26 protein-coding genes are annotated in these 26,988 nt (G+C 44.4%); 24 read left to right on the forward strand and 2 right to left on the reverse strand.

Translation table 11 applies throughout. From position 1 onward, the window contains the following. The first annotated feature begins 17 nt into the window (after positions 1-17). From Q1A18_RS14580 to Q1A18_RS14680, 21 genes are all read left to right on the forward strand, one after another. Positions 18-1,952 (forward strand): heparinase II/III family protein, encoded by a 1,935-nt coding sequence (locus Q1A18_RS14580; protein WP_299582001.1) that lies wholly within the window; start codon positions 18-20, stop codon positions 1,950-1,952. A gap of 58 nt (positions 1,953-2,010) precedes the next feature. Further along, a complete protein-coding gene (locus Q1A18_RS14585) occupies positions 2,011-3,432 on the forward strand; it encodes a sulfatase (protein ID WP_299582008.1) in 1,422 nt (473 codons plus the stop codon). A gap of 98 nt (positions 3,433-3,530) precedes the next feature. Next, positions 3,531-4,733 (forward strand): glycoside hydrolase family 88 protein, encoded by a 1,203-nt coding sequence (locus Q1A18_RS14590; protein WP_299582011.1) that lies wholly within the window; start codon positions 3,531-3,533, stop codon positions 4,731-4,733. Positions 4,734-4,951: 218 nt separating this feature from the next. Continuing rightward, positions 4,952-6,397: an alpha-L-fucosidase gene (locus Q1A18_RS14595; protein ID WP_299582014.1), complete on the forward strand. Its 1,446-nt coding sequence runs from the start codon at positions 4,952-4,954 to the stop codon at positions 6,395-6,397. An 807-nt stretch (positions 6,398-7,204) separates the two neighbouring features. Further along, positions 7,205-8,476 carry a hypothetical protein gene (locus Q1A18_RS14600; RefSeq protein ID WP_299582017.1) on the forward strand — a complete coding sequence of 424 codons (1,272 nt, stop codon included), beginning with the start codon at positions 7,205-7,207 and terminating at the stop codon, positions 8,474-8,476. A 19-nt stretch (positions 8,477-8,495) separates the two neighbouring features. Beyond that, positions 8,496-9,809 (forward strand): phenylacetate--CoA ligase, encoded by a 1,314-nt coding sequence (locus Q1A18_RS14605; RefSeq protein WP_299582020.1) that lies wholly within the window; start codon positions 8,496-8,498, stop codon positions 9,807-9,809. 5 nt (positions 9,810-9,814) lie between these two features. Beyond that, complete coding sequence (locus Q1A18_RS14610; RefSeq protein WP_299582023.1) at positions 9,815-10,246, forward strand: hypothetical protein; 432 nt, start codon at positions 9,815-9,817, stop codon at positions 10,244-10,246. 20 nt (positions 10,247-10,266) lie between these two features. Beyond that, a complete protein-coding gene (locus tag Q1A18_RS14615; RefSeq protein WP_299582026.1) occupies positions 10,267-10,446 on the forward strand; it encodes a symporter small accessory protein in 180 nt (59 codons plus the stop codon). A 10-nt stretch (positions 10,447-10,456) separates the two neighbouring features. Beyond that, the gene (locus Q1A18_RS14620; protein WP_299582029.1) at positions 10,457-12,043 is read left to right on the forward strand and encodes a sodium:solute symporter family protein; all 1,587 of its coding nucleotides are present in this window, start codon (positions 10,457-10,459) and stop codon (positions 12,041-12,043) included. A 14-nt stretch (positions 12,044-12,057) separates the two neighbouring features. Further along, positions 12,058-13,356, forward strand: coding sequence for a phenylacetate--CoA ligase (locus Q1A18_RS14625; protein WP_299582032.1), 1,299 nt, complete (start codon positions 12,058-12,060; stop codon positions 13,354-13,356). A 9-nt stretch (positions 13,357-13,365) separates the two neighbouring features. Continuing rightward, complete coding sequence (locus Q1A18_RS14630) at positions 13,366-13,794, forward strand: acetolactate synthase (RefSeq protein WP_299582036.1); 429 nt, start codon at positions 13,366-13,368, stop codon at positions 13,792-13,794. Positions 13,795-13,807: 13 nt separating this feature from the next. After that, positions 13,808-13,951, forward strand: a complete 144-nt coding sequence (locus Q1A18_RS14635) for a hypothetical protein (protein ID WP_299582039.1) — start codon at positions 13,808-13,810, stop codon at positions 13,949-13,951. 181 nt (positions 13,952-14,132) lie between these two features. After that, positions 14,133-14,972 carry a prephenate dehydratase gene (locus Q1A18_RS14640; protein ID WP_299582044.1) on the forward strand — a complete coding sequence of 280 codons (840 nt, stop codon included), beginning with the start codon at positions 14,133-14,135 and terminating at the stop codon, positions 14,970-14,972. Between the two features lie 15 nt (positions 14,973-14,987). Beyond that, positions 14,988-15,512 carry a flavodoxin gene (locus tag Q1A18_RS14645; RefSeq protein WP_299582047.1) on the forward strand — a complete coding sequence of 175 codons (525 nt, stop codon included), beginning with the start codon at positions 14,988-14,990 and terminating at the stop codon, positions 15,510-15,512. A 304-nt stretch (positions 15,513-15,816) separates the two neighbouring features. Further along, positions 15,817-17,133, forward strand: a complete 1,317-nt coding sequence (locus tag Q1A18_RS14650; RefSeq protein ID WP_299582050.1) for a pyridoxal phosphate-dependent aminotransferase — start codon at positions 15,817-15,819, stop codon at positions 17,131-17,133. 14 nt (positions 17,134-17,147) lie between these two features. Further along, a complete protein-coding gene (locus Q1A18_RS14655; protein ID WP_299582053.1) occupies positions 17,148-17,714 on the forward strand; it encodes a Crp/Fnr family transcriptional regulator in 567 nt (188 codons plus the stop codon). 223 nt (positions 17,715-17,937) lie between these two features. Further along, entirely contained in the window at positions 17,938-18,162 is a 225-nt protein-coding gene (locus Q1A18_RS14660) for a 4Fe-4S binding protein (RefSeq protein ID WP_082326261.1), read from the forward strand. A 29-nt stretch (positions 18,163-18,191) separates the two neighbouring features. Next, positions 18,192-19,286 carry a 3-methyl-2-oxobutanoate dehydrogenase subunit VorB gene (locus Q1A18_RS14665; protein WP_299582060.1) on the forward strand — a complete coding sequence of 365 codons (1,095 nt, stop codon included), beginning with the start codon at positions 18,192-18,194 and terminating at the stop codon, positions 19,284-19,286. 4 nt (positions 19,287-19,290) lie between these two features. Beyond that, entirely contained in the window at positions 19,291-20,088 is a 798-nt protein-coding gene (locus Q1A18_RS14670; protein WP_299582063.1) for a thiamine pyrophosphate-dependent enzyme, read from the forward strand. Between the two features lie 12 nt (positions 20,089-20,100). Then, a complete protein-coding gene (locus Q1A18_RS14675; protein ID WP_299582066.1) occupies positions 20,101-20,652 on the forward strand; it encodes a 2-oxoacid:acceptor oxidoreductase family protein in 552 nt (183 codons plus the stop codon). A gap of 194 nt (positions 20,653-20,846) precedes the next feature. Then, positions 20,847-22,157 carry a PQQ-binding-like beta-propeller repeat protein gene (locus Q1A18_RS14680; RefSeq protein WP_299582069.1) on the forward strand — a complete coding sequence of 437 codons (1,311 nt, stop codon included), beginning with the start codon at positions 20,847-20,849 and terminating at the stop codon, positions 22,155-22,157. A 90-nt stretch (positions 22,158-22,247) separates the two neighbouring features. Here the strand turns inward: Q1A18_RS14680 and Q1A18_RS14685 are convergent, their stop codons facing one another. Beyond that, on the reverse strand, positions 22,248-23,447 hold the full coding sequence (locus tag Q1A18_RS14685; RefSeq protein WP_299582072.1) for a saccharopine dehydrogenase family protein: 1,200 nt from the start codon (positions 23,445-23,447) through the stop codon (positions 22,248-22,250). A 351-nt stretch (positions 23,448-23,798) separates the two neighbouring features. Between Q1A18_RS14685 and Q1A18_RS14690 the strand changes: the two genes are divergently transcribed. Then, positions 23,799-24,506, forward strand: a complete 708-nt coding sequence (locus tag Q1A18_RS14690; RefSeq protein ID WP_299582075.1) for a phosphoadenylyl-sulfate reductase — start codon at positions 23,799-23,801, stop codon at positions 24,504-24,506. A 39-nt stretch (positions 24,507-24,545) separates the two neighbouring features. Here Q1A18_RS14690 and Q1A18_RS14695 read toward each other — a convergent pair whose 3' ends face one another. After that, positions 24,546-24,920: a YccF domain-containing protein gene (locus tag Q1A18_RS14695; RefSeq protein WP_299582081.1), complete on the reverse strand. Its 375-nt coding sequence runs from the start codon at positions 24,918-24,920 to the stop codon at positions 24,546-24,548. Positions 24,921-25,186: 266 nt separating this feature from the next. On the opposite strand from Q1A18_RS14695, the gene Q1A18_RS14700 reads away from it, so the two are divergent. Then, a complete protein-coding gene (locus Q1A18_RS14700; RefSeq protein WP_299582085.1) occupies positions 25,187-26,227 on the forward strand; it encodes a beta-L-arabinofuranosidase domain-containing protein in 1,041 nt (346 codons plus the stop codon). Between the two features lie 134 nt (positions 26,228-26,361). Beyond that, complete coding sequence (locus tag Q1A18_RS14705) at positions 26,362-26,946, forward strand: RNA polymerase sigma-70 factor (RefSeq protein WP_299582089.1); 585 nt, start codon at positions 26,362-26,364, stop codon at positions 26,944-26,946. Positions 26,947-26,988: the final 42 nt, after the last annotated feature.

A 26,988-nucleotide genomic window follows, 5' to 3' on the forward strand; every position in this document is an offset into this window, starting at 1 on the left:
TTTTAATTCATTAACTGATGAGATATACTACAACTACCTTACTACTTTGCTTGCTTCTAACTGTCTTTTCAGCCAGCGCATGGGAGCAGAAAGATTTATTACAAAAAGAAGCTGGCGTGAGCCAACTAAAACAAAGCATACTCCCTGCTAAAAAGTGGGTCACTTATCCTGATTATGCTGACCGTGCCGGATGGGACAAGCTAACCACCGGATTGAAAGAAGAGTTGATTCGCAAAGGTGAGACTTACCTGGCTTATGAATGGAATGTCGTTCCGGCCACAGCTTATCTCGAATTTGAGAGAAGTGGAAACCGGGATATCATGCAAAAACCCTTTGGCGAAAACAACAATGCCTTGGCAGCTCTTTTCCTGGCTGAGCTGGCTGAAGGAGAAGGGCGTTTTGTTGATCAGATTGTCAATGGAGTTTGGCTTTCTTGTGAAATGACATCCTGGGCACTTTCTGCCCATTTCTATGGTGCTCAGTCGATCAAAACATCGCTTCCTGCCTATAAAGAAGAGGTGATTGATCTGACCGCTGGCGATGTTGCCTCAATGTTGGCTTGGGTTCATTATTTCTTAAAAGATGAATTGGATAAAGTAAATCCGTTGGTTGATCAGCGTTTGGTTGACAACTTGCGTGAGCGCATTATGGTTCCCTACATGGAGCGTGATAACTATTGGTGGCAAGCGTTTCATGCCACTCCAAAAACAATGGTAAATAATTGGAATCCATGGTGTAATTCAAATGTGCTGGCTACTTTTTTGCTGATTGAAGATGATCAACAGAAACTAGCTGAAGCCGTTCACCGAACCATGGTTTCTGTCGATAAATTCATCAACTATGTCAATGCCGACGGTGCTTGCGAAGAAGGCCCTTCCTACTGGGGACATGCTGCCGGCAAACTATTTGACTACCTTGACTTGCTGACTACAGCAACCGGAGGAGAGGTAACACTTTTTGATGAGCCTGAAATCCGCAATATGGGCGAGTACATTGCAAAATCCTACATCGGCAATGGCTGGGTAGTCAACTTTGCAGATGCATCAGCCAAAGGTGGAGGTCCTATGGGAACCATTTTTCGCTATGGGCAAGCCGTCGACAGCGATTTGCTGAAACAGTTTGCTGCTTACCTCTATCAAAGGGAAAACAATCCTTCCCGTCTATCACACGGGCGAGATGTTTTTCGCACCTTGGAGAATTTAACCATCTTCCAAGACTTGAAAGCAACAACAGCCTCACTAGATACTGAAGCTTCAGTGTGGTATCCACAAACGGAGTTTTGCTACATGCGCCAAAGTAACGGATTCTTTTTTGCTGGAAAAGGCGGTTTCAATAATGAAAGCCACAACCACAACGATGCGGGAACATTCATTTTGTACTACAACAACGAGCCCGTGCTGGTTGATGCAGGAGTTGGAACATACACCCGCCAAACGTTTAGCAGCGAGCGGTACTCCATTTGGACCATGCAAAGTAACTACCACAACTTGCCAGTGGTCAATGGTGTTCCGCAAAAGTATGGAAGTAAGTATAAAGCAAGCTCGGTTAAGTTTAATGCAGGGAAACGACAATTCTCAGCCAATCTGGAACAAGCTTATCCGGAAGAAGCTGCCGTAAAAAGCTGGAATCGGGCTTATTCTTTCAAAGGCAAAGAGCGCTTTTCAATAACTGATCGTTTTGAATTGAAAGAAGCTAAAGATTATAACCAAGTCAATTTTTTGACACGTGAAAAACCTCAGATTGATGAGTCGGGCCTTGTCCTGATTCATGCAAAAGGAGGAGACGTAAGTTTGAAATATGATGCAGCAGGCTTTAAGCCTACTATTGAACGGATCTCGTTGGACGATCCAAGATTGTCGAAAGTATGGGGCGATTGCCTTTATCGATTAACTTTTACGGCAACAAAACTTCGCTCAAAAGGAACTTACTCTTTTGTTGTTCAACCTGAATAAGCTTGTTGAAAAGATCAAAAATGTCTGAATATCTATATATCATACAAAAAATAAACGAATGAGAGCAGTTATTACTGGTTGCGTGGCCATTGCAGGCTTGGCTTCTTGTGCAACTACCGAAAAACCGAAAACCGATCGTTTACCCAATATTGTCCTTATCAACATGGACGATATGGGGTATGGAGATGTCTCTTTGAATGGAGCTACAGGTTTTACGACTCCAAACATTGATAAAATGGCAGGCGAGGGGATTGTTTTTACACATTTCTATTCTCCGCAGGCTGTTTGTAGCGCTTCGCGGGCTGGATTGTTGACCGGCTGTTATCCGAACCGTGTCGGGTTTCATGGAGCTCTGGACCATAGCGCTACGATCGGCATAAATCCGGATGAGCAAACCATTCCTGAGTTACTAAAAGAAAAAGGCTATGCGACAGCTGCTTTTGGGAAATGGCACTTGGGACACCGCGAAAAGTTTTTGCCACTTCAGCATGGATTTGACGAGTTTTTTGGAATTCCGTACTCCAACGATATGTGGCCAAATCATCCGGTTAATAAGAACTATTATCCGCCACTTCCTTTGTTTGAAGGAAATGAAGTGATTCAGGAAAATCCGGATCAATCGCAATTTACTCAGAACTTTACCAAAAGAACGATTGACTTCATTCAAAAGAATAAAGAAAATCCATTCTTTGTGTATCTGGCACATCCCATGCCACACGTTCCGCTTTTTGTTTCAGACATGTTCAAAGGGAAATCAGAGCAAGGCTTATTTGGCGATGTGATCATGGAAATTGACTGGAGTATTGGTCAAATTAACCAGACCTTGGAGCAGCTGAATTTAGCCGAAAATACGTTGGTCATTGTGATTTCGGACAATGGACCGTGGATGACCTATGGAAACCATGCCGGAAGCTCTGGTGGTTTGCGCGAAGGTAAAGGAACTACTTTTGAAGGAGGCCAGCGTGTACCTTGTGTAATGAAATGGAAAGGCGTAACTCCAGAAGGGGCGGTATGCAATTACCTGACTTCGGGTATTGATATTTTACCGACCATTGCAACCTTGACAGAAAGCCCGATGCCTGAGAAAAAGATTGATGGAGTTAATTTGAGTAAACTAATCAAAGGTGATTTCAGCGCTAAGCCAAGAACCAGTTTCTTGTACTATTACCGAAGAAATAACCTGGAAGCTGTTCGTAAAGGCGACTGGAAACTGGTGTTTGAGCATCATGGACGCACTTATGAGAACAATGTCCCAGGGCGTGACGGACAACCCGGGAAAACACCCGAAAATGTCTTGATCGAAAAAGGATTGTACGACCTTCGTCGTGACCCGGGTGAGCGTTATAACGTTATGGAATTTTATCCGGAGAAGCTTGCTGAACTGGAAGCCTTGGCTGTTGAAGCCAGAAAAGATTTGGGCGATGATTTAACCAATTCAGAAGGAACTGGCAGACGTCAGCCTGGACGAGTAGAAGAATAACAACGAGAATATTTTCCTGAGTTTTGATGCTTCGGAAGATCAACCGGAGCCATTGAAACTCAGTATTTTTTATCAATGAAATATATAAATACGAACAAATGAAGAAATTGAAAAACAGTATTGCTGCCTTACTGCTTGGAGCTGCCATCGTTTCATGTCAACCGCAGAAAGGTGAAGAGTCGAACTTTATCAATGAAAATATTGAGTTTGCTGCTGCTCAACAGAAATTACAGGTGGAAAAAATTGAAGCGTCAGGCAAAGTACTGAACCCAAGAACGGTGGATGATGGCAAGATTCGTTACATCCGCCGGGAAGATTGGACCAGCGGCTTTTTCCCCGGCTCCATGTGGCAAACGTATGAGTTAACCGGCGATGATTATTGGTTGCCTTATGCACAGAAATATACCGAAGCGTTGGACTCAGTTAAATACTTGACTTGGCACCATGATGTTGGTTTTATGATTGAATGTAGCTTCGGAAGCGGTTATCGCTTGACTAAAAACCCCAAATATGCTGACGTAATTGTTCAGGCTGCAAAATCATTAGCAACACGTTTCCGTCCAACAGCTGGAGTCATTCAATCGTGGAACGTAACCGGAGGGTGGATGTCAAAACGAGGCTGGGAGTGCCCTGTGATTATTGACAACATGATGAACCTGGAACTGCTGTTTAATGCAACCAAGTTGAGTGGCGATTCAAGTTTCTACCAATTGGCCGTAGAACATGCCGACAACACCATCAAAAACCACTACCGTCCGGATTATAGCTGTTATCACGTCGTGGATTACAGTTTGGAAGATGGTTCGGTACGTGCCCGGGAAACCGCTCAAGGGTATGCTCATGAGTCAGCCTGGGCACGTGGACAAGCCTGGGGAATTTATGGTTTCACTGTTTGCTACCGCGAAACAAAAGATCCTAAATATCTGGAGCAGGCACAGAAAGCTTTCAACTTCGTAATCAACCATAAAAACTTCCCGGCAGACTTCGTTCCTTATTGGGATTTTGATGTGCCGGAAATTCCAAATGCGCCGCGTGATGCATCTGCCGCAGCTATTATGGCATCGGCTTTGTACGAAATGGCTGGTTATGCCGACTATGATTTTTACAAAGGTTGGGCTGATAAAATTATGCATAGTTTAGGAAGCGATGCCTATCGTGCACCGCTGGGCGAAAACGGAAATTTCATTTTAATGCATTCGGTTGGAAGTATTCCTCACGGCGTTGAGATTGATGTTCCGTTGAACTACGCTGATTACTATTTTCTGGAAGCTTTGAACCGCAAAATTAAATTGGAGAAGTAACCCAATTCCTTACTTCATCATGAATAACACAAACGAAGCAATTTTGAGCCTGTATTGAACTCCTCGAAATTGCTTCGTTTGCTAATAACCTAACAATTGATTTGGCTTGATCTCCTGAAATGAAAACCAGGCTGAACAAAAGCCTGAATGACATCAGAAGATGGCCGACAACCTTGAAGAAATAATCAAATAAATAGATCACTTGTGAAATTTTAGTTATGAGAAAAAACGTGATTCTTTGTTTAGTAATCTTTCTAATTGGATTAAGTGCTCCGGGCCATGCTCAATTCTATGAAAAACCCAAAAGAGCTTCTGTTGCCTTGGAGCATGGCGCACACCGGTTGGGGCGACGCACCGATGCGATGATGGAGACCTGGCGCAATTATGGGTTGGGGCAGTTTATCCACTGGGGCGTTTATGCCATTCCCGGAGGACAATGGAACGGAAAAGCTTATCCGGGCGCTGCAGAGTGGATTCGTGCGTGGAATGAGATGCCACGCGATGAGTACGATCAGTTGTACAAACAATTCAATCCCAAAGATTTTGATGCAAAAAAATGGGCCCGTCAAGCCAAAGAGATGGGAGCCAAATATATGCTTATTACCACAAAACATCACGATGGATTTTGTTTGTGGCCAAGTAAATACACCGATTATACCATTGAAAATTCACCTTATAAAAAAGATATTGTCGGTGATTTAGTAAAAGCCTATACTGCCGAAGGGATTGATGTGTATTTGTACTTTTCGATTATCGACTGGAATCATCCGGGCTATCGCAGCCAAATAAAAAGTGATGACGAACGTCCGGCTTACGAAGAGTTCAAGCAGTTTACCCGCAACCAATTGGTGGAATTGCTTGATTTGTATCCTGAAACAAAAGGTTTGTGGTTTGATGGTACCTGGGATAAAGCCTGGGTTGAACAAGCAGAGTTTGCCGATGAGCTTGGAAAAGAACTGCGCTCAATGATTCCCAGCTTGATTATCGGAAGTCGCTTTCGGGCTGATGAGAAAGGCAATCGCCATTTTGATGCCAATGGCGATATGATGGGAGATTATGAGCAAGGATGGGAACGCAAAATCCCGGCAAATATTGGTGTTTTGAACGGCAATGACTGGGATTGTGTCATGACCATCCCGGAAAACCAATGGGGCTATAATTCAAATTGGAAAGGACATGTGAAAAGTAGCAATGAGTTGTTGGAAATGCTTATTCGCTGCGTATCAATGGATGGAAACTTCGTATTGAACTTTGGCCCCGATGGACTTGGCAACATTCGTCCTGAAGAAACTGAGCGTGCTGCCGATATTGGCAAATGGATGAAGAAAAACGGGGAGGCAATCCACGATTGTGGTTATGCTGGCTTGGATGAACAGAATTGGGGATACTTTACTAAAAGCAGAACCAATGGCAAAACTTACCTGTTGGTTACCAATGTCCCGGTTACAGGTGGTTTAACTGTTAAGGTTCCTAAAGACAAGGAAATCGCGAAGGTTTACCCACTTGCTTTTCCCAATCAATCACTGAAGTTGGAAAAAACAGGCAAGTATGATTATTTCATTCGCCTGAATGAAAAGAATACGGATTCGATTGCAGTATTTGTTTTGGAATACAAAGGAGAGGACGAATCGGATTCAGATAATTTTCAGGAACCAAAGATTTGATCGGTAATTAGTGAGGGCTATCGCTAAATGTGTGATACCGACTCATCAATTTCAATAGAGTAGAATTATTAACCAGACTGGAGATTAGCTTCAGTCTGGTTTTTTTAGTACTTGTGATTGAACTATTGGGGCTATCTCTACTTAAAAAGGTATTTTTAGAAAGGGAATTACGGCCTGCTCTTTTTCTCCTTCTTCCTATATTGTGAGGTGTTCCTTTTGGGAGCAGTTTTACGATGAATTATTATATAGTAATGCGCTACCTTTGGATTATTTGAGTTAACAAGAATTGAGTAGCTAATTGGGATTACTAACTAAATACCTTTAGTTAGTAGTTTTCAAATATTGAGTATTAATGTTAGCTGTTGCATAATTCAAGGCATGGTTCTTCTTTAAGCTTTCAATTGTAAAACCAGAAACAATCATCCTACTTCAACCTTCAACAGGTCTGTTCTCCGGCGAATGGAGAAATGCTTTTCAGTCGGTTTACAGGCATTTATTATTCAAAACGATTATAAATTACCAAAACTTCAGATTGGTAGAAATTGCAGGTTGAAATTTACAATTGCTTGTTTATCGGCCTGTTTGGTTGATGGATTGTAATTTAAAGGGTTCGTATTTAATGAATTGCCTTTTGGGCGGCATTGATTGGACTGGGTTTTCTCTTATTTTTGATTCCCAATCAACCAAAATGACGCTAACTAACGCTCAAAATGTCTTCTCGATCGAACTGTTTTGCATTTTGCAGAAGTCAGTTTACCGCCATTTGGTCTGAAAAAACCAAAAATACATACTGCTTTTAATTTGAAGATGATGAAGAAATTGCTGGGCGTGCTTGGCCTGATGGGAATGATTTTGTTTGGGAATGCACAAGAGAAAAAGGAAAAAGACCTGACATTGAATTGGTACGGGTTTGTTCGGAATGAGATTTTTGTTGATTCATACAAAGGGCTGGATGCTGCCCACGAGGTGTTTTACCTGGTTCCGCTTTATGTTGGTCAGGATGCCAACGGAGAAGATATTAACGAGCAAGCTAGCTCAAACTTGTCGGCCTTGGCTTCGCGCTTGGGGGTGAAAGTAAACGGACCTGAAATTTTTGGTGCCAAAACCAGCGGAACCATTGAGTTTGATTTTGGAGGAATTATAAAAACAGAACCGACCCTGTTTCGTATTCGTCATGCCAATATGGTTTTCGACTGGACGAAATCACGCTTAATGGTTGGTCAAAGCTGGCACCCTTTCTGGGGCGGAGGTGCTTACCCAACGGTCGCCAGCCTGAATACCGGTTCGCCTTTCCAAGCGTTTAACCGTTCTCCTCAAATTCGCTACGATGTGAAAGCAGGCTACTGGACTGTGTCAGGCGCTGCGGTATATGAAAATCAATACACTTCGAAATGCTTCGAAGCCGGTAACTACAGCACGCCAACTCAAGCGCAGCGCAATGGGGTAATGCCCGAACTGGTTTGGTCGGCCGAGTACAATTACAACGGACTCACCTTAGGAGCTGGAGCTCAGATTAAACGCATTAAACCGCGGATGACAATAACTGGAACGGATGGAACATTTAAGGCCGATGAGTTTTTAATCAGCAGTGGTTTTATGGCTTACCTGAAACACCAAAGCTCCCGTTTTCACATTACAGCCAAAGGCTACTATGGTCAAAATATGACGCACCTGACCATGCTTGGAGGCTATGGTGTGGCTACACGCGACTTGGCAACAGGAGCGGAAACCTATACCAATTATTCCAACTACACGACCTTGCTCAATATGGTTTATGGGAAGAAATGGCAGCTTGGAATGACTTTGGGATATGGTCAAAACCTGGGAACAGATGCCGCTTTGTATGACGATGGATCGGGAAAAGGCGTGGTAGCTGGTACCCTGACCAATGTGCAAGACCTGGCGCGTGTAGCTCCTCATGTCGCACTGAATGTATCAAAACTGCGAGTAGTTGCGGAGTACGAAATGACCAACGCAAATTATGGAGTTGGCGATTTTGACTTTTCGGATGGTTTGTATGCTGATAAGCACCTGACCACCAACCACCGCTTTATTGTGATGATGACCTACGTCTTTTAACGATATAAAAAGCACACCAATGTATTGGGAAAAAGAATTTGAGACCTTAGAGCGAGCCAAGCTGGAAAAACTGCAGCTTGAACGGCTGAAGAACACGATCCGGAATGCCGGAAATGCACCGTTTTATAAAGAATTGTATCAGCAAGAGGGAGTTACTGCCGATAAGCTGAAACATATTGACGACATTCGTCAATTGCCGTTTACCACCAAACAGGATTTGCGTAATCATTTTCCGTATGGCTTTTTAAGCCGGCCGAAACAAGAGATTATTCGCTTGCACAGCTCGAGCGGAACAACAGGTAATCCCACCGTTATTTTTCATAACCGGCACGACATTAGCAGCTGGTCTAACCTGATGGCTCGTTCCCTGTTTTGTGCCGGTATTCGCGACACCGATGTCTTTCAGAATATTTGTGGCTACGGTTTGTTTACCGGCGGACTGGGGTTTCAATATGGTATTGAGCGATTGGGATGCTTAAGCATTCCGGCCGGGGCCGGCAACAGCCTGCGTCAGATTAAGTTGATGCAGGATTATGGTACCACGGTGGTTCATGCTATTCCGAGTTATTTGGGACGTTTGTATGAGGTGTTTCAGGCTGAAGGTCTGGATCCGCGAAGAGACACCGATTTACGCTTGTTCGTGATTGGTGCCGAGCCACATACCGAAGAACAACGGCAGCGCATTGAAGAACTGTTTGGTGTGAAAGCCTTCAATTCCTTCGGGCTTTCAGAAATGAATGGTCCCGGGGTGGCTTTTGAATGCAGTCATCAAGCCGGGCTGCACATTTGGGAAGATGCTTATCTGGTCGAAATTCTCGATCCGGAGACTTTGGAGCCGGTGCCTGATGGTGAAATTGGTGAGCTGGTAATGACTACCCTTGACCGCGAAGCCATGCCGCTTGTTCGTTACCGTACGCGTGATCTAACGCGAATTATTCCGGGACCTTGTGCCTGCGGACGGACTCATGCCCGCATCGACCGGATTGCAGGACGTAGCGACGACATGTTCATCATTAAAGGCTGCAATGTATTCCCCATGCAAGTTGAAGGCGTGTTGCTGAAAATTCCGGAGGTCGGTTCCGATTACCTCATTACCCTTGAGAATGTCAATGGGGTGGATGAAATGATCGTTGAGGTGGAAGTCAGGAAGAACTGGTTTAATGGCGATGTTACCCGTTTGGATCGGCTGAGTCGAATGATTACGCAGCAGATTCGGGATGAAGTATTAGCCAAACCTATCGTAAAATTAGTTGAACCCGGTTCGCTTCCCAAATCAGAAGGAAAAGCGGTAAGGGTACGAGATAATCGAGTTTTAGATACCGTAAAAATTTAGAAATTATGGCGTATCAGGTCTCTATTTTTTTAGAAAACAAAACCGGACACTTTGAGCGGGTAACCCGTGTTTTAAGAGCGAATAAAATCAACATTCGTTCCATGACGCTTACGCATACTGCAAGCGGCTGGGGGATTTTAAACCTGTTGGTTGATCAGCCTGAACGGGCTAAAGAGGCGCTTCAGGAGAATGGCCTTTCGGCCGCCTTGCGCCAAGTGCTGGTGTTTGGCATGGATGACCATCCGGGGGGCTTGGATGAAATTTTGCTGCAGCTGGCTCAGGCCGGACTGAACTTTCTGAATGCCTATGGTCGGGTTCTGGAAGATGGTAAAAAGGCTTTGCTCATTGTCGATGTAGAGGATTATGAGGCTGCCTTGGAGCTGGTTGCTCAAAACGACCTTTTGCCGCTTGGTGATGAAGTGGTGTATGGAAACTAAACAACTAAACGAATAAACTTATGTGGGGAATTAACGATCCTTCAATCTATCTGGGGTATCTGCTGGCCGTTTTAAGCTTGCTGTTGTGTGTGTGGTATGGCGCCAAAAACTGGAACAACGGTCGTGAGACGGATGAGCAGGAGATTCGGGAAGATGAAGCCTGGGAGCTGAAAGACGAACAATTGAAAGAACAACTTTAAAGCACAATTTATGAATACGTTTTCTCTTGGATTGGTCGTCATTACGTACTTGCTGGTGATTGCCTACCTGGGCTACGTCGGGTTTAAAAATACCAAAACAGCCAATGACTATTTGCTGGGTGGCCGGGAAATCCACCCTTTTGTGATGGCCATTTCCTATGGTGCCACCTTTATTTCCACCTCTGCAATTATCGGATTTGGAGGTGTTGCAGGCGTTTATGGCATGGGTTTGATTTGGCTTACGGTGTTGAACATCTTTATCGGCGTCTTTATTGCTTTTGTTTTCTTCGGAAGGCGGACACGCAAGATGGGGCACAACCTGGATGCCCATACTTTCCCGGAGTTTTTAGGGAACCGCTTTCAATCCAAAAAAATTCAGATGTTCAGCGGGGGAATTATATTTCTTGCAATGCCTTTGTACGCAGCGGTAGTGCTTGTTGGTGGAGCCCGTTTTATCGAGAGTATTTTTGAAATTGATTTTAGCATTGCGCTGACTTTTTTCTCACTGGTGATTGCCGCCTACGTTATTGCCGGAGGCCTGAAAGGGGTAATGTATACTGATGCGCTTCAGGGAGGAATCATGTTTTTGAGCCTGTTTTTCCTGTTGGCCATGACCTACTTTAAGCTGGGAGGTGTGTCCGGAGCGCATGAGGCTTTAACCAATATGGCTAACCTGGTGCCGGAACCCCTGCAGGCTAAGGGACATCAGGGTTGGACTGCTTTTCCACGAATGGGCTCGGCCTGGTGGTGGGTATTGACGACCAACATCATTTTAGGAGTTGGCATTGGAGTGCTGGCTCAGCCGCAGCTGGTGGTTCGGTTTATGACCGTAAAAAGCAACCGAGAATTGAACCGCGCGGTGCTCATCGGGGGAATATTCATTTTTGTGGTTACCGGCTTTATTTATACCGTGGGCGCTTTGTCAAACTTGTACTTTTTTCAGCAAACCGGTAAACTGGCCATTGAAGTGGGGCAGGGAAATGTTGACCTGATTATCCCCGAGTATCTTAATGCAGCCATGCCCGAGTGGTTTGTTTATCTGTTTATGTTGGCCTTGCTGTCAGCCGGTATGTCCACGCTAAGTTCGCAGTTCCACACGATGGGAACAGCCATTGGTAGGGACCTGTTTGAAAACCTGTTTCGGGGAAAGACCCTTAACAGTATGCTGATTTCCCGCATTGGCATTGTAGTCGCCATCCTGGTTAGTATTGTTATTGGCTATAACTTGCCCATTGGCATTGTGGCGCGGGGAACAGCCATTTTCTTTGGAATTTGTGCTGCCGCCTTTTTGCCGGCTTATTTTGGCGGATTGTACTGGAAAGGAGCCACACGTGCCGGAGCCCAATGGAGTATGCTGGCGGGGTTGCTTGGCAGCGCTTTTATGCTGGCTATGGTGCACCAGTCCGAAGCGGCACCACTGGGAATTTGCCAGGCTATCTTCGGAAAAGATTTTTTGATCGATCAATTTCCCTGGATGATTATTGATCCGATTATGATTGCTCTGCCACTTTCTACTCTGGTAATGATTGGGGTGAGCATGATGACACAAAAAGTAGAACCAAAACATTTGGATGTCTGTCTGAAGGGCATCCGTTAAAATCGATATAAGTTATGATCTGGAATGAAAGGATAGAATGTGCCAGTCGCGAGGAGATGAAGGCGATTCAGTCGGAGCGTCTGGTGGATACGGTCAAGCGGATTTACCACAACATCCCAAGCTACCGGAAAAAAATGCAGGAAGTAGGGTTGGTTCCCGATGATATCCGCTCGGTTGATGATTTGTCAAAGCTGCCATTTACAACCAAGCAGGACCTCCGCGACAACTATCCCTTTGGCATGTTTACTGTGCCAATGAGCGAAATTGTACGGGTGCATGCTTCTTCCGGAACCACCGGAAAACCAACCGTGGTGGGCTATACCCGCAAAGACTTAAATACCTGGGCTGAGGTGGTTTCCCGGACCTTGTGTATGGCGGGCGTCCATCGCAATGATATGGTGCAGATTGCCTATGGCTACGGGCTGTTTACCGGGGGGCTGGGCTTGCACTATGGCTGTGAGAACCTGGGGGCTTCGGTTATCCCAATTTCCGGAGGAAATACCCAAAAGCAACTTCAGTTGATGCAGGACTTTGGAACCAGCGTAATTGCCTGTACGCCTTCTTACGCGCTTTTTCTGGCTGAAGCGATGGCCGATGCCGGAATAAAAACGGAAGACCTGAATCTTCGGGTGGGCATTTTTGGTGCTGAACCCTGGACGGAAGAAATGCGCCGCGAAATTGAAAATAAATTAGGCTTAAAGGCCATCGATATTTATGGCTTGAGCGAAGTGATTGGGCCGGGTGTTTCCTGCGAATGCGAAGACCAATGTGGCATGCACGTCAACGAAGATCATTTTATTCCTGAAATAATTCACCCGGAAACATTGGAGCCGCTACCTGCTGGGGAAATCGGCGAACTGGTGTTTACAACGGTAACGAAAGAAGGCATTCCGATTATCCGCTACCGTACCCGCGATCTGACGCGCTTGAACTACGAAAAATGCTCGTGTGGAAGAACGCTGGTGCGCATGGAAAAATGCAAGGGGAGAAGTGATGACATGCTGATCATTCGAGGGGTAAATGTTTTCCCATCGCAAATCGAAAGTGTGTTGCTGGAAATGAGTGAAACCGAGCCTCATTATTTGCTTATTGTGGAGCGGGAAGGTAATTTAGATAGCCTGAAACTGATGGTGGAAGTTCAGGAGCAGTTTTTCTCCGATGAAGTGAAACAGCTGGAGGTACTGCGCAAAAAAATCACGCATAACATTCAAAGCACACTGGGTATTTCAGTCAATGTAAAACTGGTTGAACCCAAAACAATCGAACGTACGGCCGGTAAGGCCAAGCGGGTAATTGATAACCGAAAATTATAGGAGGTTGATATGATTATTAAACAACTAGCGGTTTTTCTTGAAAACAAAGGCGGACGCCTGAATGAGGTTTCTCAGTTGCTGGGCGATGCCGGCATTAACATGTCAGCTTTTAGTGTGGCCGACACTTCCGAGTTTGGGATTCTTCGAATGATTGTGTCTGACCCGGATAAGGCATACCAGGTGCTGAAAGCAGCCAGCTTTTCGGTTAAACTAACAGAGGTGGTATGCCTGAGCAGTCCGAATGTGCCGGGCGCTTTAGCCAAAGCCCTGAACATTTTATCGTCCGAAGAAGTCTTTATTGAGTACCTTTACGCGTTCTCAATGGATAAGCAGTCGGCCAATATTGTTTTGAAACCGGCTGACATTGAGAAATGCATTAAAGTGCTACAAGATCATCAGATGGAACTGGTTCGCGCCAGTGATCTGTATAAACTCTAAAGAACAAACGGTCATGCGGAAACTCAGCACCAATGAAAAATTCCTGATCAGCTTTATCCTGATCTTATTGTTGGCGATTGCTTTTAACTGGAAAAGCTTTTCGAAGCGATTAAAAGAGGGTTTAGGCACTCAGCCAACCGAGCAGGTTCAGGAGTAACACAATTGGCACTTAAATGCCGGCCTTGCCCAAGTGCACAGGTGTTGTTAAAGGAATTGGATATTCATTTTTTTGTTAATTTTAGTGGACCGGTGTTTGTTCCCAAGGGTTATAAAAACGTTTTTACGTAAATTGTCCCGGACTTAGTCCTTCGGAATTTTATAATCGATAATAAAAAGGTATGAAGAAAATTGCTATACAGGGAATCGCCGGTTCCTTTCACGAAGATGCTGCACGAAATTATTTTGGTGATGAAGAGATTGAAGTGGTGGAGTGCAAATCCTTTCAGGGCGTGTGCGAGCAGATCGATTCAGACCAGGTAAATATTGCGGTGATGGCTATTGAAAACTCCATTGCCGGGAGCATAATTCAAAATTACTCGCTCATTCGCGATTATCACCTGCGCATTATTGGGGAAATTTATGTCCATATTCAAATGAATCTGATGATGCTTCCCGGGGCTAATCCGGAGGATGTAAAAACCATTTATTCGCATCCCATCGCGATTCGTCAATGCACGGAATACATCGAAAAGTATTTTCCTAATGCCCAAATCATCGAAAATCAGGATACGGCTGCTTCCGGAAAATTATTGGTGGAGAAGAACCTGACTGACGCTGCTGCAATCGGAAACTTGCGTACGGCTGAGATTTATGGTTTAAATGTGATTGATAAAGGCATTGAAAGCAATAAGAAAAATTACACGCGTTTTTGGATTTTATCCAAACATGCCAACCAATCGGAGGACAACAACAAAGCCTCAATTTGCTTCGAAGTAGGTCACTACTACGGTGCTTTGGCCAAGGTGTTGAATATTTTCGCTGAGAACGAAATCAACCTGAACCGAATCCTTTCGGTCCCCATTCTTGGTAAACCCAATGAATATACCATCCATGTTGATGTGGAGTGGGATTCGACCGGGAATTATGAACATGCGATTCATTTAATTTTGAAAAATGTCTCCAGTTTGTCTATTTTAGGAGAATATGTCCGGGGAGAACTGGAGATACAAAATCAATAATAAAATACGAGAATTATGAGTAAAATAGGATTGTTTTTTGGGCCTGAAAAAGGATCAGTTCATCGCGCTGCTGAAAAAGTGGCTGCTGCCATTGGAACGGATAAAGTAGACCTGGTTTCTGTGAACGACGCATCGGCAGCTGATCTCGAAAAATACGATAAAATCATTTTTGGAATTTCTACGGTTGGCAAGGAAACCTGGGACTCTGAATATTCCAATACAGACTGGAGTAAGTTCTTTCCTGAAGTTAGTAAGGCCAGCTACGACGGAAAAGTGATTGCTATTTTTGGCTTGGGTGATCACATTACTTATCCTGCTCATTTTGTAAATGCCATGGGGCGCTTGGCTAAAGAGCTGAACAAGCAAAATGCCAAGATTGTAGGAGCGGTTGATCCTGCCGGTTATGAATTTGAAGAGTCTGAAGCTTTGATTGACGGCAAATTTATCGGCTTGCCACTCGATGAAGATTTTGAACCCGAACTGTCGGATGAGCGGATTGGTAAATGGCTCGAGTCGATTAAAAATGACTTTGGTTTCTAAGTAGGAAACATGATAAAATTCAGGTCGTCCAAAAGGCCTGAATTTCTTTTAATTTCGATTGATTTATTTCAAATAAATATCAATTTTATTCTTTCAATCTGCAAGTAATGTCGATTTGTAAAACCTGTTTTGCAATACGTTACCGTTCTTTGGTAAATCGGCAATACTTTGCTTCTTTTAATGAGGATTTCTGTTTGTTAGTGAAAAATTTCGAAGACTTTTAGGTCGCTTACAACGCAACCTGATCATGCCAGCTTCTTCGGATTTGGAGTGACAACAGAAGTTGTTCTGCAAATTTTAATGCATGAAAAAAACACCAATTGATCAACAACTTGTTGAACGGAATATTGCCAAGCTGCGAATTGAGAATGTCGGTCAGGCATCGATACGTGAAATTGTGGCTTTAGTAAACTTAATTGAGGAAGAAGGCAGCGATAAATTTGTCCGTATGGAAATGGGTGTCCCCGGCTTGCCTCCTGCACAGGTTGGCACCGACGCCGAAATTGAAGCACTGAAATCCGGTGTGGCTTCCAGGTATCCGATGATGGATGGCATCAAGCCTTTGAAATACGAAGCATCTCGTTTTGTTAAGTCGTTCATGAATGTGGATGTAAACCCGGCTGGTTGTATTCCAACGGTTGGTTCGATGCAGGGAACTTATGCTGCCCTTTTGGTTGCTTCCAACCTTGATCCGAAAAAAGATACAGCCTTGTTTATCGACCCGGGCTTTCCGGTTCAAAAACAGCAAATGCTGGTAATGGGACACAAATACGAAACCTTTGATGTGTTCAACTACCGGGGCCAAAAACTGCGCGAAAAACTGGAAAGCTTTCTTTCAAAAGGAAACATTAACTCCATCATTTATTCGAACCCCAACAACCCAAGCTGGATTTGTTTTACTGAAGAGGAACTACAGATTATCGGCGAATTAGCCAATAAATACGATGTGATTGTTATGGAAGACCTGGCCTATTTTGCCATGGACTTCCGGAAAGATTTATACACCCCGGGGCAAGCGCCTTTTCAGGCTACGGTTGCGCGTTACACCGACAACTTTGTGTTATTCGTTTCCAGCTCGAAAATATTCTCCTACGCTGGTCAGCGCTGTGGGATGATGATTATTTCTGATGCGCTTTTTAATCGCGATTATGACAATCTGAAAACCCGCTTTGATAGCAACACTTTTGGAAACACCGTGGTGTTGCGGGTGCTTTATACGCTTTCGTCAGGAACCAGCCACTCGGCACAGTATGCTTTGGCTGCAATGTTTAAAGCCGCCAGCGACGGTCAGTTCAACTTTGTACAGCAAATCAAGGAATACGGCGAGAAGGCGAAAATCATGAAGGAAATTTTTCAAAAACATGGTTTTTACATCGTTTATGAAAAAGACGGTGAAGAATTGGTGGGGGATGGTTTCTACTTTACCATTGGCTATCCGGGAATGACCGGCGAGCAGTTACTGGCTAACTTGCTGTACTATGGCGTAAGTGCAATTACCCTGAAAAATACCGGTAGCGAAAAAGAAGGCCTGCGTGCCTGCGTGTCGCATGTGTACCGCAATCAGTTTGAAGATCTGGACAAACGCCTGGAGCAGTTTGCCGCTGATTTTCCTGTGAATTAATCAATTGAAACGAAATGAGTGCCTATTCAATAAAAACATCGGATAATTCAACCTTGCTTCATCTGGAATCGTACTTTTCGGAGCAAGTTCCCGTTTTATTGAAGAAGGGCGATTCCTTTTTAGCCTATGATGAGCCCAACCAGAAAGTGGGGATTTTGCTCCGTGGTTTGATGTATGCAACTTATGTTGCGGAAAGTGGTCAGGAATGGATTTCGCGTTTTTTCTACGCGCCCGACAATGCCATTGTGAGTAGCCATGATTCATTTTTATCAGGCGAAAACTCTTCGGAAGCCATTCGGGCCTACGAAGACTCTGAAATCATTTACATCACTAAACCGGAGTTTGATCAGCTGCTGGAAAGTTGCAATGAGTTGCAAGGCCTGGTGCGGCGTATGGCTGAAGAAAGTTATGTGAATGCCTTGAAACGGGTGCATATGTTGCAATCCTTAACGGCATCGCAACGGGTGAAAAAGTTTGTGAAGGAACACGGTGATTTGGTTTCCCGGGTGCAGCGGCAGCACATTGCCTCTTATCTGGGCATTCATCGCAATATCTTCACCAGGATATTGAATAAAATTTGAAACGATGAGAACAACGAATCCGACAAGCAGAATGATGAATTCAAGTGATTTAGCTTGTTCGGTTGGTTGGAGAAACGCGTGCCAAATACAGAACAGCTGAATATGCAACATTTGTTGCAAGCTGAAAAGTACTGATGTTTTAGATTTGTAAGTCCGGCTTGAACAGGCCGCAGCATGCGGAAAGCCGGTTTTTTAGAGTGGAGAAATTTTAAAAAAGAGAACCATGGCAAAAGTAGTAGGTGCAGTTGTTGTTGACACCGAGGAATGTAAAGGTTGCGGCCTTTGCGTTGTTGCTTGTCCGCAGCAGGTTTTAGGACAAAATAAACAGGTAAATAGCCGGGGATATCATTATTCCTTCATGGAAAACCCCGAAGCATGTATTGGCTGTTCAAACTGCGCGGTAGTTTGTCCGGATACCTGTATCACGGTATACCGCGTTAAGATCTAATTTCTGTTAATATTAAAAAGATTCAATAGATGGGAGAATTAAGATTAATGAAAGGGAATGAAGTAATTGCAGAAGCGGCCATTCGGTGTGGCTGCGACGGTTACTTTGGTTACCCGATCACCCCACAGTCTGAGGTGATGGAAACGTTAATGGATCGCGAACCCTGGGATGAAACCGGTATGGTTGTTTTGCAGGCCGAAAGTGAAGTAGCCTCCATAAATATGGTTTACGGAGCAGCGGGGTCCGGAAAAAAAGTGATGACCTCTTCTTCAAGTCCCGGAATCAGCTTAATGGCAGAAGGTATTTCTTACATTGCGGGAGCTGAATTGCCGTGCTTAATTGTGAATGTGCAACGTGGTGGCCCGGGATTGGGAACCATTCAGCCATCGCAGGCCGATTATTTTCAATCGACCAAAGGAGGCGGACATGGAGACTACCGGCTTATTGTGCTGGCTCCGTCTTCGGTTCAGGAAATGAACGATTTTGTTGATTTGGGCTTCGAACTGGCATATAAATACCGCAACCCAGCAATGATTCTGACAGATGGTGCTATTGGTCAGATGATGGAAAAAGTGGAGTTGAGCGACTATAAACCTCGCATGACAGCCGAAGAAATTGAAGCTAAATACGGAAGTTGGGCAACCAATGGCAAAAAGGCCAACCGCGAGTACAATGTGATTACTTCGCTGGAAATGGACTCAGCCAAAATGGAAAGCAACAACCGCCGTTTTCAGGAGAAATACAAACAAATGGAAGAGGAAGAAGTCCGTTACGAAATGTTTCAGTGCGAAGATGCTGAGTACATTTTAGTGGCTTTTGGTTCTTCGGCCCGTATCTGCCAAAAGTCGGTTGACCTGGCACGTGCGAAAGGTTTAAAAGTGGGCTTGCTGAGACCCATTACCTTGTATCCGTTCCCGAAAAAGCCCATTGCCGAACTGGCAACAAAGGTAAAAGGCTTTTTGACTGTAGAAATGAATGCCGGACAAATGGTGGAAGACGTGAAGTTGGCTGCCGGATGCAGCAACAGTTCGGTACCTGTTGAGTACTTTGGCCGTATGGGCGGAATTATCCCAACACCGGGCGAAGTTGTGGAAGCATTGGAACAAAAACTTATTGAAGCGTAAAAAGATGGATATTAAAGATATTATTAAGCCCGAAAACCTGGTTTACGAGAAACCCAAATTACTGACTGATAAAACCATGCACTATTGTCCAGGCTGTACGCATGGCGTGGTTCACCGTTTGGTGGCCGAAGTAATTGAAGATCTGAATATCCAGGAGAAAACCATTGGGGTTTCACCCGTTGGATGTTCCGTTTTCGCTTACAATTACATTGATATCGACTGGCAGGAAGCTGCTCACGGGCGAGCACCGGCCGTGGCTACCGGAATTGCACGTGTGAACGAAGATAAAGTGGTTTTCACCTACCAGGGCGATGGCGACTTAGCTTCTATTGGAACAGCCGAAATTATGCATGCCTGCAACCGTGGCGAAAACATCGTGGTTATTTTCATCAACAATGCCATTTATGGAATGACTGGTGGACAAATGGCCCCAACCACCTTGCTGGGACAGGTAACGGCAACAACGCCTTGCGGCCGTGATTTGGATCGTAACGGTTATCCTTTGAAAATTACGGAACTGATTGCACAATTGCCCGGAACGGCTTATGTTACGCGTCAATCAGCGCATACACCAGCCACTGCCCGCAAATGTCGGAAAGCCATTAAAAAAGCCTTCCAGAATGCCTTGGATAAGAAAGGAACTTCCTTTGTTGAAGTGGTTTCAACTTGTAACTCGGGCTGGCGCCTGAATCCGGTTGATGCCAACAAATGGATGGAAGAGAATATGTTCCCCTTCTTCCCGATGGGCGATATGAAAGATGGGGAGCGTGATGCTCCGGATGCTTATTTTAAAAAGAACTAAAAAACTGAAATCATGACTGAAGAAATAATTATTGCCGGGTTTGGTGGACAAGGGGTTCTTTCCATGGGAAAAATTCTGGCTTATTCAGGCGTTATGCAAGATCAGGAAGTGACCTGGTTTCCGTCCTATGGTCCCGAAATGCGTGGCGGTACGGCCAACGTATCGGTTATCATCAGTGATACGCGCATCAGCTCGCCTATTCTGCATGAATTTGATACCGCAATTATCCTGAATCAACAGTCGATGGATAAGTTTGAAAAGACCGTAAAACCAGGTGGTGTACTTTTGTATGATCCCAACGGGATTGTAAATCCGCCAAGCCGGAAGGATATCAATATTTATAAGATTGAAGGTACAAAGATCGCTGCCGACCTTGGAAATGTGAAGACTTTCAACATGGTGGTGCTGGGCGCTTACTTGAAGGCCAAGCCAATTGTGGCCATGGAAAGTATTCGCAAAGGCTTAGAGAAATCTCTTCCTGAGCGTCACCATAAGTTGATTCCGCTTAACCTCGAGGCCATTCAGGCTGGCCAGGAAAAGCTGGAAGCTGTCAATGAAATTTAATCTCTCTGATTATATATCGAATAAAGGCCATTCCTCAGGGATGGCTTTTTTGTTGGCATAATTCTGATGAGTCGAAGCTGAATTGCTGTTTGGGTAGTGATGAATTCAAAAAAATAGGGAACTACAATGTTTTGAAAAACAGAATAAGTGACGATCTTTAAGCTTCAAATCATTCAACTAACAAACAACGAATCATGCGTAAACCAACTAAGCTTGTCACCTTGGGGCTTTTTGTGCTGGCCCAACTGCTCTTTTCTTGTGCAGGCACATACCCGGAAAACTGGACTCACTTTCGCGGGTCAAATTTGAATGGCTTATCGGACTCAGAAAATGTCCCCAGTCAGTGGAGTGAAACGGAAAATATTGCATGGAAAGTACCGGTAAATGGAGTTGGCTGGTCATCGCCTGTAGTATTTAATCAGCAAGTTTGGATGACGACCGCTGACCGCGACGGAGATTGGTTCTCAGTGGTCTGCTTTGATTTTGACTCCGGAGAATTGCTTCAGGAGCTGGAGCTTTACCGTCCCGATACGGTTCAGCGGATGCATGCTACCAACAGCTATGCCACTCCAACGCCGTGCATTGAAAAAGATTTTGTTTACGTGCACTATGGCACCTACGGAACGGCGTGTATTGATACCCGGAATTTTGAAGTGGTCTGGAGCAGGACGGATCTGAATTGCGAGCATTTGCAAGGCGCAGCTTCTTCAATCATTTTATACAAGGATTTGCTGATTGTTCATCTGGAAGGAACCGATGTGCAGAACATTTTTGCTTTGAACAAGCATACCGGTGAAACAGTATGGCAGGTGGGCACACCGGATCAAAAGGCTTATAATGATGTTGCTCCGGTTTACCGGAAGTCCTATCAAACACCCTTAATTATTCAGGTTAATGGACAGGATCAGTTGATTACCAATCGGTCGCTGTTTGCCATTTCTTACGATCCGAACACCGGAAAGGAGAACTGGCGAGTATTTTATGGTGAAGACTCGGCGGTGAGCATGCCGCTATATTATAACGGACTGGTGCTGGTTAATTCCGGCTGGGTGCTGTCGCAGGGAGCGCCTTATTTTGCCAGGCTTTTGGCTGTTGATCCTACTGGCAAAGGAGACATTACTGAATCACATGTGGTTTGGCAAACCGATGAACATGTTCCACAGACTTCAACTCCGGTAATTGTAGATAGCTTGATGTTTATGGTTGATGAACGGGGATCACTAACTTGCCTGAATCCGGGCAATGGCGAGGTGCATTGGACTGAAAAACTAAAGGGACATTTCAATTGCTCTCCAATTTATGCGGCGGGTGTCATTTATTTCACCAATACCAATGGGGAGACCTCAGTCATTAAGGCTGCGTCGGAGTTTGAGTTGCTGGCAAAGAATAAGCTGGATGGAACATTTAAAGCAACGCCAGCTGTTTTAAGAGGGGCCATTTTGCAACGAAGCGATAAGTATTTGTATAAGCTCGCAATAATGGAAGAGAACCAGGCTGAAATTTGAAGGAAGCGGTATTGCAATTCATTTACAGACCAGGTAAAAAAACAAAACCCGGCAAATTGCCGGGTTTCTTAGTTTATTTTTTGGGCGGGCCTAATAGTCCATTTCCAGATTTGTGTCGTGAATTTCGTGCCAAGGCAGACCATGTTCGTTCAACGCTTCCATAAATGGATCCGGATCGAATTCTTCTACGTTGAATACACCTTCTTTTTTCCACAAGCCTTTTAGGTACATCATGGCACCAATCATAGCCGGAACTCCCGTAGTGTAGCTAACTGCCTGCGTGCCGGTTTCGGCATAAGCCACTTCGTGGTCGCAGTTGTTGTACACGTAGTAGGTTTTTTCCTGACCATCTTTCAATCCTTTGATGCGGCAACCAATCGAGGTTTGTCCCTTGTAGTTTTCACCCAAATCTCCCGGGTTAGGAAGAACAGCTTTTAAAAACTGAATTGGAACAATTTCGCGTCCTTCGTACATGACAGGCTCAATTCCCGCCATGCCGATATTTTGAATCACACGCAGGTGAGTCAGGTACTCCTGTCCGAAGGTCATCCAGAAACGTGCCTGTTTGATGGTTGGGAAATTCTTAACCAACGACTCCAGTTCTTCATGATAAATCAAGTAGGACTCTTTGGGGCCAATATGAGGATAGTTCAATGGTTTGTGAATTTCATGCGGCTCTGTTTCTACCCACTGACCATCTTTCCAGTATTTTCCTTTTTGGGTGACTTCGCGAATATTAATTTCAGGGTTGAAGTTGGTGGCAAATGCTTTACCATGGTCCCCTGCGTTGCAGTCCACAATGTCCAGGTACTGGATCTCGTCAAAATGGTGTTTGGCGGCATGAGCTGTAAAGATGCTGGTCACACCCGGGTCAAAACCACAGCCTAAGATGGCAGTAATGCCTGCTTCTTTAAACCGGTTTTGGTAAGCCCATTGCCATTTATATTCAAATTTTGCTTCGTCTTTGGGTTCGTAGTTGGCCGTGTCCAGGTAACTGACTTCAGTTTCCAAACAAGCATCCATGATCGGAAGATCCTGGTAGGGAAGGGCAACATTGACAACCAGGTCCGGTTTGAAGCTACGAATTAACTCCACCAGTTGAGGTACGTTTTCCGCGTCTACCTGGGCGGTTTGAATGCGGTTACCTCCAATTTTGTCAGCAATCTCATCACACTTGGCTTTGGTGCGGCTTGCCAGCATGATTTCAGTAAAAACCTCAGGAAGCGCAGCCATCTTGTGAGCAACAACTGTTCCCACGCCACCCGCGCCAATGATCAATACTTTTCCCATTAATTCTATCTTTTTTGCATTAAGTAATTTGTTCCAAAGGAACTAAATTTTTTATAATCAATAAAACACTTTTTTTTTGAACGCCCAAATTTCGTTTTGCTTTTAACTTACTGTTGTTGAGTTGTTTGTTGTGGTCATTTAGGCCAGTGTCCTTGTTGATGCGCAAAGCGCAACCGCTAAGCACAAGTCAAAAAGGGCATAAAAACGTATTTTCAAAACCAAGCAATGTTTTTTCTTTGTACAGTTAAATACAGGTAATTTCAATATAGAAACAACACACAATGGAGCATCTTGGTTGAAAATGATTATTTTTGTCAACCATAAGCGGAAACAAAACGAAAGGAATATCAAATGGTTACTATAAAAACGGCAGAGCAGTTGAATGCTGAATTCAAGGAAAAAGAAATTGTTGAAACACTAACCGGTTTGGCCGATAAATTTGAAGGCAAGGTGGTGTTTACTACGAGTTTTGGTATTGAAGACCAAGTGATCACCGACTTTATTTTCAAACATAACATCCCTATCAAAGTGGTTACACTAGATACCGGTCGTTTGTTTGAAGAAACCTACAAGGTGTATAACCGCACGCTTGAAAAGTATCAAAAGCCGATTCAACCGTTGTATCCGAAAAATGAAGAGCTGGAAAAATTTGTTGCTGAAAAAGGCCCCAACAGCTTTTACCTTTCGGTAGAAAACCGAAAAAAGTGCTGTCATATCCGCAAAGTTGAGCCACTCGGACGCGCCTTGAAGGGAATGGAATGTTGGATCACGGGCTTGCGTGCCTCGCAGTCAGACAATCGGCACGATTTGCATGCCTTTGTTTGGGATGGTGGTTTTGAAGTGGTTAAATACAATCCGCTGCTGGACTGGAGCCTGGATGATTGCCGTCAGTATGTGAAAGAAAACCAGGTGCCATACAATGTGCTGCACGATCGTGGTTTTGTGAGCATTGGCTGTGCCCCTTGCACCCGCGCTATTCAGCCGGGCGAAAATTTCCGCGCCGGACGCTGGTGGTGGGAAGATAACTCGAAAAAAGAGTGCGGCTTACATACACACTAAAAAATATGGAAGAAAGCAGGCCCTGAAAGCCTGCTTTTTTTAGCGATCAACAATCCGGCGACCAAATGGGGTAATGGCCAGACTCACCAGTTTAAAATGTTGTTTGGCAAATGGGATTCCAATAATGGTAATGGCAAAGAGCAGTCCAAATACCAAGTGGCTCAAGGCAATCCAGATGCCGCCAATTAGCAACCAAATGATATTCATGATTGTAGATAAACAGCCCGGAGCGTAGTCCATGTATTCAATACGCTTACCAAAAGGCCAGAGGGCCATTTGTGCCATTTTAATGCTTTGTAAGCCGAATGGAATACCAACAATGGTTAAGCACAATAAGATACCTGCAATCAAGTATTCCAGAAAAATGAGGAAGCCGCCAAAAACGACCCAAATAATATTGCCCAAAGTGTTCATGTGTAATGTCTTTTTAGTTAGCCAGACTAAAGTAGGGCTTTCTATTTAGTTGTGCCTCTTTTTTTCGGCGAAATAGCCGTATTCCCGGATAAATAGCGCCCCGGTAAATTTATCAATACGTTGCGACATTATTTTTTTATATGCTGGTTTGAATAAAAGGTGTGCGAAAGCTAAGGGCGGACATGGGTTTTGAGTCACTATAAAAAGTTATGTTTGAACCTGAATCTCTTTTTGCTGTTCCTTACAACAGAAAAGTTGTTAAAATTATGAGAAAGCTAAGTCTCTTCTTTTTCCTGTTAGCTACAGTTTCGTGTAGCTTAAAAACGGCCAGAGATCCAATCAATAAAGCCGAGGTAGTATCTGCCGATCAAATTTCGCTTGGCGGCGTTGTTGCAGAACTGATGCAGAATGAACCGGCCTCTGGCTCCGATGCTTCAGCAGCAAGCTTGTTTGACGATCAGATTCATGCGCTTGGAGAGCAGCTGGAGCAGCTTAAGTTCAAGCGCAAAAAGCTTCAAGGAACCACTTTATCGGAAGAATGGGAGGAATTAAACCAGAAAATCTCACTGCGTTTTGAAGACTTGCCCAATGCAGACCTGCAAGCTTGGGTGAACCTGAATGATAGTTTGTTAAAATACACCGAAGAAGTGCGATTTGCCGATGCCTTGGAGCGCGTAGTTTACAATTCAGCCGGGAATATGCCTTTGAGCGAAGAACAGGTGAAGTCGTTTTTTTATACGCAGCTGTACGACCGGATTTTCTTCAATGTGTACGGAAGTTCAAGTTTGCAATATGAGCATACTACTGGTGGGGTCGTGCGCCTGGTGCAAGCCACCAACTACCCTTATGACGGAAAGATAACCCTAAAAGTGGAGCTACAGGACACGCGCTATTTAAACTTTTATTTTCGGATTCCGGAATGGGCCAGGCAAGCCAGCGTGATTTGCAAGGGCGTAAAATACAAAGCTGTTCCTGGAGAATTTACGGAGATTGCCAAGAAATGGAAAAATGGCGATGAAGTGGAAATTCTGATTGGGATGCGCCCTTCGATTGTTGAACGGACAAAAGATACTCCGGCTTTTGGGCTAACCTATGGCTCGTTGTTTTTAAGCTATCCTGCAGTTGGAAGTGAGAAACTGGTGTATCAGAATGGAGATCCGATTCAATTCCTGAACTTTGTCTCACCTGCCGGAAAGATGCCCACGTTCACCTTTGCGGGCTTAGAGGACACGACCTTGGTTTTGCAGCCTTTCTTGGCGCAGCAACACGACTCCGTGAAGCGTACAGCCTGGATCTTGAAAAAGTAGTTGCAATTGGTGGTTGTATGTCAGTGTTTTAGTCGAGGTCGAGATTAGTATGCCGAAAGTAAAGTTCAGTTGGAGAACAGGGGGCGCATTAAAATTATTTTATCTTTGTCGGTAGCCAACCAAATTGAATCTTAGTGAGAATATCTCAAGAGATAAGCGATCAGCACTTGACAAAGTTTTTGAGAGAGGGATCGAAAGATGCTTTTCGTGTCTTATATGATCGCTACGGGATAAAGATTCATCGCTTTGCTTTTGGCTACTTAAAGTCAGAAGAGGAAGCCGAAGAATTGGTGCAGGATGTTTTCCTTAAGCTGTGGGACAAGCGCCATTTGTTGAATGACTCCGGAAACATCAAATCTTACCTTTACAAAGTCGCCGTCAACACCATTTATGATTTTATTCGACGTAAAAACCTGGAGCAGGCTTTTCAGGAGTTTGCCACCGGAAGAACTGAAGAAGCAGACCATACTTGGGATGAAGTTGTCTACAACGATATGATGGCACAAATTGACCGACTCATGGAACAGATGCCGGAGCAGCGACGCAAAATTTTTAAGATGAGCAAGGAGGAAGGTTTGAGTCATGATGAAATTGCAGAAACCCTTGGCTTGTCCAAACGCACGGTTGAAAACCAAGTGTATCGTGCTACCACCTTCCTTAGAGATAAGCTGAAGCGTAACTCGGTGCTGGCTGTTCTCTTTATTTCCTTGTTTTTCTAAATTTTTCTGATTTTTTTTTCGAGGGGCGTGAGTATCCCGGAA

The organism is uncultured Sunxiuqinia sp. (assembly GCF_947495665.1).
Classification (GTDB): domain Bacteria; phylum Bacteroidota; class Bacteroidia; order Bacteroidales; family Prolixibacteraceae; genus Sunxiuqinia; species Sunxiuqinia rutila.

Excerpts from the sequence above, each read along its gene's own strand:
- Q1A18_RS14580 (WP_299582001.1), top strand. The coding sequence starts at position 18 with ATGAGATATACTACAACTACCTTACTACTTTGCTTGCTTCTAACTGTC.
- Q1A18_RS14585 (WP_299582008.1), top strand. The coding sequence starts at position 2,011 with ATGAGAGCAGTTATTACTGGTTGCGTGGCCATTGCAGGCTTGGCTTCT.
- Q1A18_RS14590 (WP_299582011.1), top strand. The coding sequence starts at position 3,531 with ATGAAGAAATTGAAAAACAGTATTGCTGCCTTACTGCTTGGAGCTGCC.
- Q1A18_RS14595 (WP_299582014.1), top strand. The coding sequence starts at position 4,952 with ATGAGAAAAAACGTGATTCTTTGTTTAGTAATCTTTCTAATTGGATTA.
- Q1A18_RS14600 (WP_299582017.1), top strand. The coding sequence starts at position 7,205 with ATGATGAAGAAATTGCTGGGCGTGCTTGGCCTGATGGGAATGATTTTG.
- Q1A18_RS14605 (WP_299582020.1), top strand. The coding sequence starts at position 8,496 with ATGTATTGGGAAAAAGAATTTGAGACCTTAGAGCGAGCCAAGCTGGAA.
- Q1A18_RS14610 (WP_299582023.1), top strand. The coding sequence starts at position 9,815 with ATGGCGTATCAGGTCTCTATTTTTTTAGAAAACAAAACCGGACACTTT.
- Q1A18_RS14615 (WP_299582026.1), top strand. The coding sequence starts at position 10,267 with ATGTGGGGAATTAACGATCCTTCAATCTATCTGGGGTATCTGCTGGCC.
- Q1A18_RS14620 (WP_299582029.1), top strand. The coding sequence starts at position 10,457 with ATGAATACGTTTTCTCTTGGATTGGTCGTCATTACGTACTTGCTGGTG.
- Q1A18_RS14625 (WP_299582032.1), top strand. The coding sequence starts at position 12,058 with ATGATCTGGAATGAAAGGATAGAATGTGCCAGTCGCGAGGAGATGAAG.
- Q1A18_RS14630 (WP_299582036.1), top strand. The coding sequence starts at position 13,366 with ATGATTATTAAACAACTAGCGGTTTTTCTTGAAAACAAAGGCGGACGC.
- Q1A18_RS14635 (WP_299582039.1), top strand. The coding sequence starts at position 13,808 with ATGCGGAAACTCAGCACCAATGAAAAATTCCTGATCAGCTTTATCCTG.
- Q1A18_RS14640 (WP_299582044.1), top strand. The coding sequence starts at position 14,133 with ATGAAGAAAATTGCTATACAGGGAATCGCCGGTTCCTTTCACGAAGAT.
- Q1A18_RS14645 (WP_299582047.1), top strand. The coding sequence starts at position 14,988 with ATGAGTAAAATAGGATTGTTTTTTGGGCCTGAAAAAGGATCAGTTCAT.
- Q1A18_RS14650 (WP_299582050.1), top strand. The coding sequence starts at position 15,817 with ATGAAAAAAACACCAATTGATCAACAACTTGTTGAACGGAATATTGCC.
- Q1A18_RS14655 (WP_299582053.1), top strand. The coding sequence starts at position 17,148 with ATGAGTGCCTATTCAATAAAAACATCGGATAATTCAACCTTGCTTCAT.
- Q1A18_RS14660 (WP_082326261.1), top strand. The coding sequence starts at position 17,938 with ATGGCAAAAGTAGTAGGTGCAGTTGTTGTTGACACCGAGGAATGTAAA.
- Q1A18_RS14665 (WP_299582060.1), top strand. The coding sequence starts at position 18,192 with ATGGGAGAATTAAGATTAATGAAAGGGAATGAAGTAATTGCAGAAGCG.
- Q1A18_RS14670 (WP_299582063.1), top strand. The coding sequence starts at position 19,291 with ATGGATATTAAAGATATTATTAAGCCCGAAAACCTGGTTTACGAGAAA.
- Q1A18_RS14675 (WP_299582066.1), top strand. The coding sequence starts at position 20,101 with ATGACTGAAGAAATAATTATTGCCGGGTTTGGTGGACAAGGGGTTCTT.
- Q1A18_RS14680 (WP_299582069.1), top strand. The coding sequence starts at position 20,847 with ATGCGTAAACCAACTAAGCTTGTCACCTTGGGGCTTTTTGTGCTGGCC.
- Q1A18_RS14685 (WP_299582072.1), bottom strand. The coding sequence starts at position 23,447 with ATGGGAAAAGTATTGATCATTGGCGCGGGTGGCGTGGGAACAGTTGTT.
- Q1A18_RS14690 (WP_299582075.1), top strand. The coding sequence starts at position 23,799 with ATGGTTACTATAAAAACGGCAGAGCAGTTGAATGCTGAATTCAAGGAA.
- Q1A18_RS14695 (WP_299582081.1), bottom strand. The coding sequence starts at position 24,920 with ATGAACACTTTGGGCAATATTATTTGGGTCGTTTTTGGCGGCTTCCTC.
- Q1A18_RS14700 (WP_299582085.1), top strand. The coding sequence starts at position 25,187 with ATGAGAAAGCTAAGTCTCTTCTTTTTCCTGTTAGCTACAGTTTCGTGT.